Origin of the sequence: Candidatus Competibacter phosphatis (assembly GCF_012939995.1) — a bacterium.
Taxonomy (GTDB): domain Bacteria; phylum Pseudomonadota; class Gammaproteobacteria; order Competibacterales; family Competibacteraceae; genus Competibacter; species Competibacter phosphatis.
This window is the reverse complement of record NZ_SPMZ01000086.1, coordinates 1-5,192: the sequence shown is the minus strand read 5'-3', so window position 1 is coordinate 5,192 and position 5,192 is coordinate 1. Positions and strand designations below refer to the sequence as shown.

Genomic DNA, 5,192 nt, shown 5'->3' with positions numbered 1-5,192 from the left:
TTGGGTCGAATCGAACAAAAAAATCGCCTACGGCTACAACCAATATCAAATGGCCAGAAACATCTAAGCTGGACTGTGGGTTTGAGCTATCAATCCGACGATAACCCAATCTTAAACCGCAATGAGTTGAATCCAAAGCTTGAAGTTCAGTGGACGATCAACGATTATCTTTCTCTACGAGCAGCCGCGTTTCAAACGGTCAAACGGACCCCTCTGATCGAACAAACCATTGAGCCAACCCAAGTCACCGGATTTAATCAATTTTTCGATGATGCCTATATGACGCTTTCCAAGAACTATGGCTTGGGGCTCAATGTTCGATTCAATAATCAATTAGTTGGGGGGACTGGAAGCGGTCAGACGGGATCTCGAAGTACCGGTGGGTTCGCAAGAATCTCAGCCTTTCGAAATAGAACAGGATCAGGAAGATATCTATCAGGTTTTTTTTGTATTGGCTGCCAAACCCACGATGGGCGGTCACGGCGGCATGGCGTTATGAAGGATTCAAGCTTCAAGAAGGCCAATACCTTCGGCAATTGTTTTTTCAGGCTCCCGTCGAGTTGAAAACCACCAGCATTCCCCTGAATATTCGCTACTTTGATCCATCCGGGTTTTTTGCCGGACTGGGCGTAACCTACGTAAATCAGGATATCCGGCATCTGGATCAACAGTCATTAGCCGTCCTACCAACGCAGAGTGAGGATTTCGTTTTGGTGGATGCCGGCCTGGGGTATCGCCTGCCCAAGCGATGGGGAATTGTTGCTCTCGAAGCCAGGAATTTGTTCGATCAGCAATTTCAATTCCAGGATTACGGATTTCAAATACTCGTTGATGGTGTAAACCCCCGGTTTATTCCGGAACGAACGATCTTTGCCCGGTTTGTTCTTAATTTTTAGTTCACACCCCGAGGAGAAATACCATGAAGTTGACAGGCGTTGAAGTCCCCGCAGAGACTCTATTCAAACTGCCACCCAATACGTTTATTGCCGTGATTTCGGATGATAAAGGCGAGATGAGAACGGTAAAAGTGGATCGTGATTCCATTCCTGAAAATGAATCTTTATTAGGAGTGGCTAGCGGTTGCTTTATCCGCATCAATGGTCAGTTTGTATGGGTCGATCCATGCCCGTATTGAGCTAATGCTTTGCCGAGATTGCAAAACTCATCGATTTGGCCGGCGACGCTGGTTGCCGGCCTGGCCTTCGGGCTGGTTCTTATTCTCTCCAACACCTCTTTTTTTTCGCTCCTCGAACTGAAAGGACTCGATCTTTTATTCACCCTGCGTGGCGCGCTATCTCCGCCTCAATCCATCGTCGTCGTCGCAATCGACGAATCGTCCATGGCCGAAATCAAACGGCAATGGCCTTGGCCGCGTAGCCTGCATGCTCGCTTGACCCGACAACTTCACCAAGCCGGCGCCGCGGTGATTGGCTTCGACATCCTGTTCGCGGAACCTTCCGAACCGGCCGAGGATCAGGCGCTGGCGCTGGCGCTGCGCGAAGCCGGCAATGGCGTGCTGTCCAGCGCGCTGTCGGTGGTCAACGATCCCCTGTTCCGCCACACGATTCGAATCGATCCGATTTCGGCCCTGCGAGAAACCGCCTGGGTCGGCGGTGCCTTCGTCAGCATCGACCCGGACGGCGTCGTGCGGCGGGCGCGGTTGCTCGCCCCGGATCTACCCTCTTTCGCCTTGCAAGTGGTCCGGCGCTACCTCGAACAACCAGCAGTGGGGACGGCGGCCGCGTTGGAATCGCGGCATTTCAGCCAGAAGGAACTGTTACAGGAACTGCTGATCGACTACCGGGGACCGCCGAAGACGATCCAGACCGTGTCCTACTATCAGGCTCTCGATCCCCAACGCCTGCTGCCACCGGGGATTTTCGCCGGTAAGATCGTGCTGGTGGGCCGTGTGCTGGAAGCCATTCCCGAGCCGCAGCGCTTGTCCGGCGACACTTTCCTCACCCCGTTTTCCTGGACGGGCGGCAATCCCGCCGCCGGCGTCGAAATTCAAGCCACGTTGGTGGACAATTTACTCACCGGACGCTTTGTCGCCGAACCCACTCCAATCGAACGCTGGCTGGGATTGCTGGCGCTGGCGCTGGTCGCCAGTCTGCTGGCAACCCGACTCAAACCGCTCGCCGCCTTGATCGCGACTCTCGTGCTGGCGGCGCTGTGCCTCGTCATCGCTTGGGCGGCATTCACGGCGACGAGCCTGTGGCTACCGGTTCTATCGGGGATCATGATCCTGGTGCTGGTCCACGGCGGCCATCTGCTGTTGCGGGCGTTGACCGCCGAACGCGACCGCCGTCGCCTGCTGGAAAGCATCAACCGCAATCTGGAAGCGAAAATCGCCGAACGTACCCAGGAACTGGCCGCTGCTCACCAAGAACTCGGCCAACGCCACCAGCAACTCGAAACCGCTTACGAAGATTTGACCCACGCCCAACAACAACTGGTGCAATCGGAAAAAATGGCGTCGCTCGGATTGCTGGTGGCCGGCGTCGCCCACGAATTGAACAACCCCACCAGCTACGTTCACAACAATCTGGAACTTATCGAGGAATATGCCGAGCGACTGGCCGAGGTGCTTGCGGACTACGCCGGCGAAGGCGGACCGAACGCTCAGGCCCGTCGTCGGGGCGATGCGCGTCATCGGGAATCCCCCGACACCCTGAAGGTCTTGCGAGAGCTGATCACCAGTTGCAGGGGAGGCACCGAGCGAATCAGAAAAATCGTGCTGGATCTGCGCATTTTTTCGCGCACCGACGACATCGGCCTGATTCCGGTCGACCTGCACGAAGGCATCGAATCCACCCTGAATCTGCTCACCAAACAATATCGGAACCGCATTGCCATTCACCGGGAGTATCATTCTCTACCCCAGGTGGAATGTCTGCCCGGACAAATCAACCAGGTCTTCATGAACCTGTTGCAAAATGCCGCTCAGGCCATCCCCGACAAGGGCAACGTCTGGATCGAGACGCGGGCGGAGGACGATTGGGTCAAGGTCGTCATCCGGGATGACGGCGCGGGGATCGCGGAAGAGAACATGTCCAAGGTTTTCGATCCATTTTTCACCACCAAGCCGGTGGGCACGGGAACCGGATTGGGACTCAGCATCAGCTATGGCATCGTCGAAAAACACGGGGGAAAAATCCGAGTGTCCAGCACAGTCCATCAGGGTAGCGAATTCACGGTCGAACTACCGGTAAGACCGATCAGGAGAGCATTGTGAAGCGTCATGGCCTGCTCATCGTCGACGATGAGCAGGAAATTCTCCGCAGCCTCACCCTAACTTTCGCGGGGGACCATGAGGTGGTTCGCGGTTTCCAGCGGAACCGAGGCGCTGGCGCTGTTGGCGCGGCAAGACATCGCTCTGATCATCGCCGACCAGCGCATGCCGGAAATGACCGGCGCGGAACTGCTGGAACGCGCCATCGAGATCAACCCCAACGCGATCCGCATGATCCTGACCGGCTACACCGATACCGCCGCGCTGGTGCAAGCCATCAATCAAGGCCACATCTACCAGTACATCAACAAACCCTGGGATCGGCGGGAACTCAAGCTCACGGTCAAACTGGCGCTGGAACGCTACGAGTTGGTCATGGAAAACCAGCGCCTGCTCAAGGAATTGCAGGCCGCCAACGAGCGCCTGAAGGATGAAAACCTGTTATTGAAAAAGGAAACCGACAAGGAATTCGGTTTCACGAATACCGTCGTCAGGCAAAGTCCGGCCATGCGGCACGTTTTCAATCGACTCGACAAGGTAATCGACAACTCGGCGACCGTGCTGCTGACCGGCGAAACCGGCACCGGCAAGACGCTGCTGGCCCATCATATTCACTCGCGCGGCCCGCGCAAGGACAAACTGTTCATCGAGCAAAATTGCGGGACGCTGCCCGAAACCCTGCTGGAGAGCGAACTGTTCGGTCACAAACGTGGCGCGTTCACCGGCGCCGTCCAGGATCGCAAGGGCCTGTTCGAAGCCGTCGACGGCGGTACGCTATTGCTGGATGAAATCAGCGAAATGAGCCCGACCCTGCAAGTCAAGCTGCTACAGGTCTTGCAGGATGGGAGTTTTCGCCGAGTCGGGGAGAGTCAGTACCGGCAGGTGGACGTGCGGGTGATTGCGGCGACCAACCGGGATTTGTCGACCGAAATCGAAAACGGCCGGTTCCGGAGCGATCTGTATTATCGGCTCAATGTTTTTCCCCTGCATATCCCGCCATTGCGGGAGCGAATCGAGGATATTCCCCCGCTGGCGGAGCATTGCCTGCGGAAATACCGTCACAAGCTCAATCGCCAAGCCACCGGTTTTACCGAGGAGGCCTTGCGGGATCTGCTCCGCTACGACTATCCAGGCAATGTGCGCGAGTTGGAAAATCTGATCGAACGGGCACTGATCCTGAGTTCTGGGGACCTGATCGAAGCCGGCGAATGGCTGCCGCAGCCCCCCTCCGACACCAACGAGATTTCCCGTCTGGAACAGCTTGAACGCGTGCAAATCGAACGGTCGCTCACAATCAACAACGGTAACCTGAAACTGACCGCCAAGGAGTTGGGAATCAGTCGAACCACCTTGTGGCGCCGGTTGAAAGACTATCAAAAATAAGCCTGAACCCGCTCCAAATCCCTTGGTTTCAAAATGAAATGGTAATTGCCGAATTCGTTGCAATCTGAATACGAGCAGGCCGAGCCATCAACCCTGCCACCGCCTTTCGAAATTGTTTTGAACCCTCGCCTCGACCCTCCCCCATCAAGATCAAAACAAACGCAAACACAGGGTGTTTCCAGATTTAATCCTGCTGTGTCAGATGATTATGCACGCAACGACAAATATAGCAAAACAAATTTATTTTGATCATATTTAACGAATGGCCTACTCAATCGATTTTCGTCGTAAAGTGCTGGGCGTTCGGGAGCGGGAACAGTTGTCGATCACCCAAGTGGCCCAGCGGTTTGCGGTGGGGAAAGCGAGCGTGATGCGCTGGCTGAAGCAGGTCGAGCGCAAGCCATCAGGGTTTCGGCGACGCAAGCTGGACGTGGCGGCGCTAGAGCAAGACCTGCGGGACTACCCTGACGCCTACCAGCGCGAGCGAGCGGCCGACTCGGCGTGACGCAGAATGCGATTTGCTATGCGCTGAAGCGGAAGCTGCGCGTGCGTATATAGCAAACAAATTTATTTTGAT

Annotated in this window: 6 protein-coding genes; all 6 read left to right on the top strand. The window is 55.7% G+C overall.

From position 1 onward, the window contains the following. Positions 1-564 (top strand): hypothetical protein (locus E4P82_RS20355; protein WP_211203237.1); only part of this gene is annotated, 564 nt, incomplete at its 5' end. Next, positions 561-896 (top strand): TonB-dependent receptor, encoded by a 336-nt coding sequence (locus tag E4P82_RS20350; RefSeq protein ID WP_338140974.1) that lies wholly within the window; start codon positions 561-563, stop codon positions 894-896. The genes E4P82_RS20355 and E4P82_RS20350, both read left to right, overlap by 4 nt. A 23-nt stretch (positions 897-919) precedes the next feature. Continuing rightward, on the top strand, positions 920-1,135 hold the full coding sequence (locus tag E4P82_RS20345) for a hypothetical protein (RefSeq protein ID WP_169250592.1): 216 nt from the start codon (positions 920-922) through the stop codon (positions 1,133-1,135). A 9-nt stretch (positions 1,136-1,144) separates the two neighbouring features. Continuing rightward, the gene (locus E4P82_RS20340) at positions 1,145-3,235 is read left to right on the top strand and encodes a CHASE2 domain-containing protein (protein WP_169250591.1); all 2,091 of its coding nucleotides are present in this window, start codon (positions 1,145-1,147) and stop codon (positions 3,233-3,235) included. 75 nt (positions 3,236-3,310) lie between these two features. Then, the gene (locus E4P82_RS20335; protein WP_169250590.1) at positions 3,311-4,615 is read left to right on the top strand and encodes a sigma-54-dependent transcriptional regulator; all 1,305 of its coding nucleotides are present in this window, start codon (positions 3,311-3,313) and stop codon (positions 4,613-4,615) included. 262 nt (positions 4,616-4,877) lie between these two features. Next, on the top strand, positions 4,878-5,120 hold the full coding sequence (locus tag E4P82_RS20330; protein WP_169250589.1) for an IS630 transposase-related protein: 243 nt from the start codon (positions 4,878-4,880) through the stop codon (positions 5,118-5,120). Positions 5,121-5,192 lie beyond the last annotated feature (72 nt).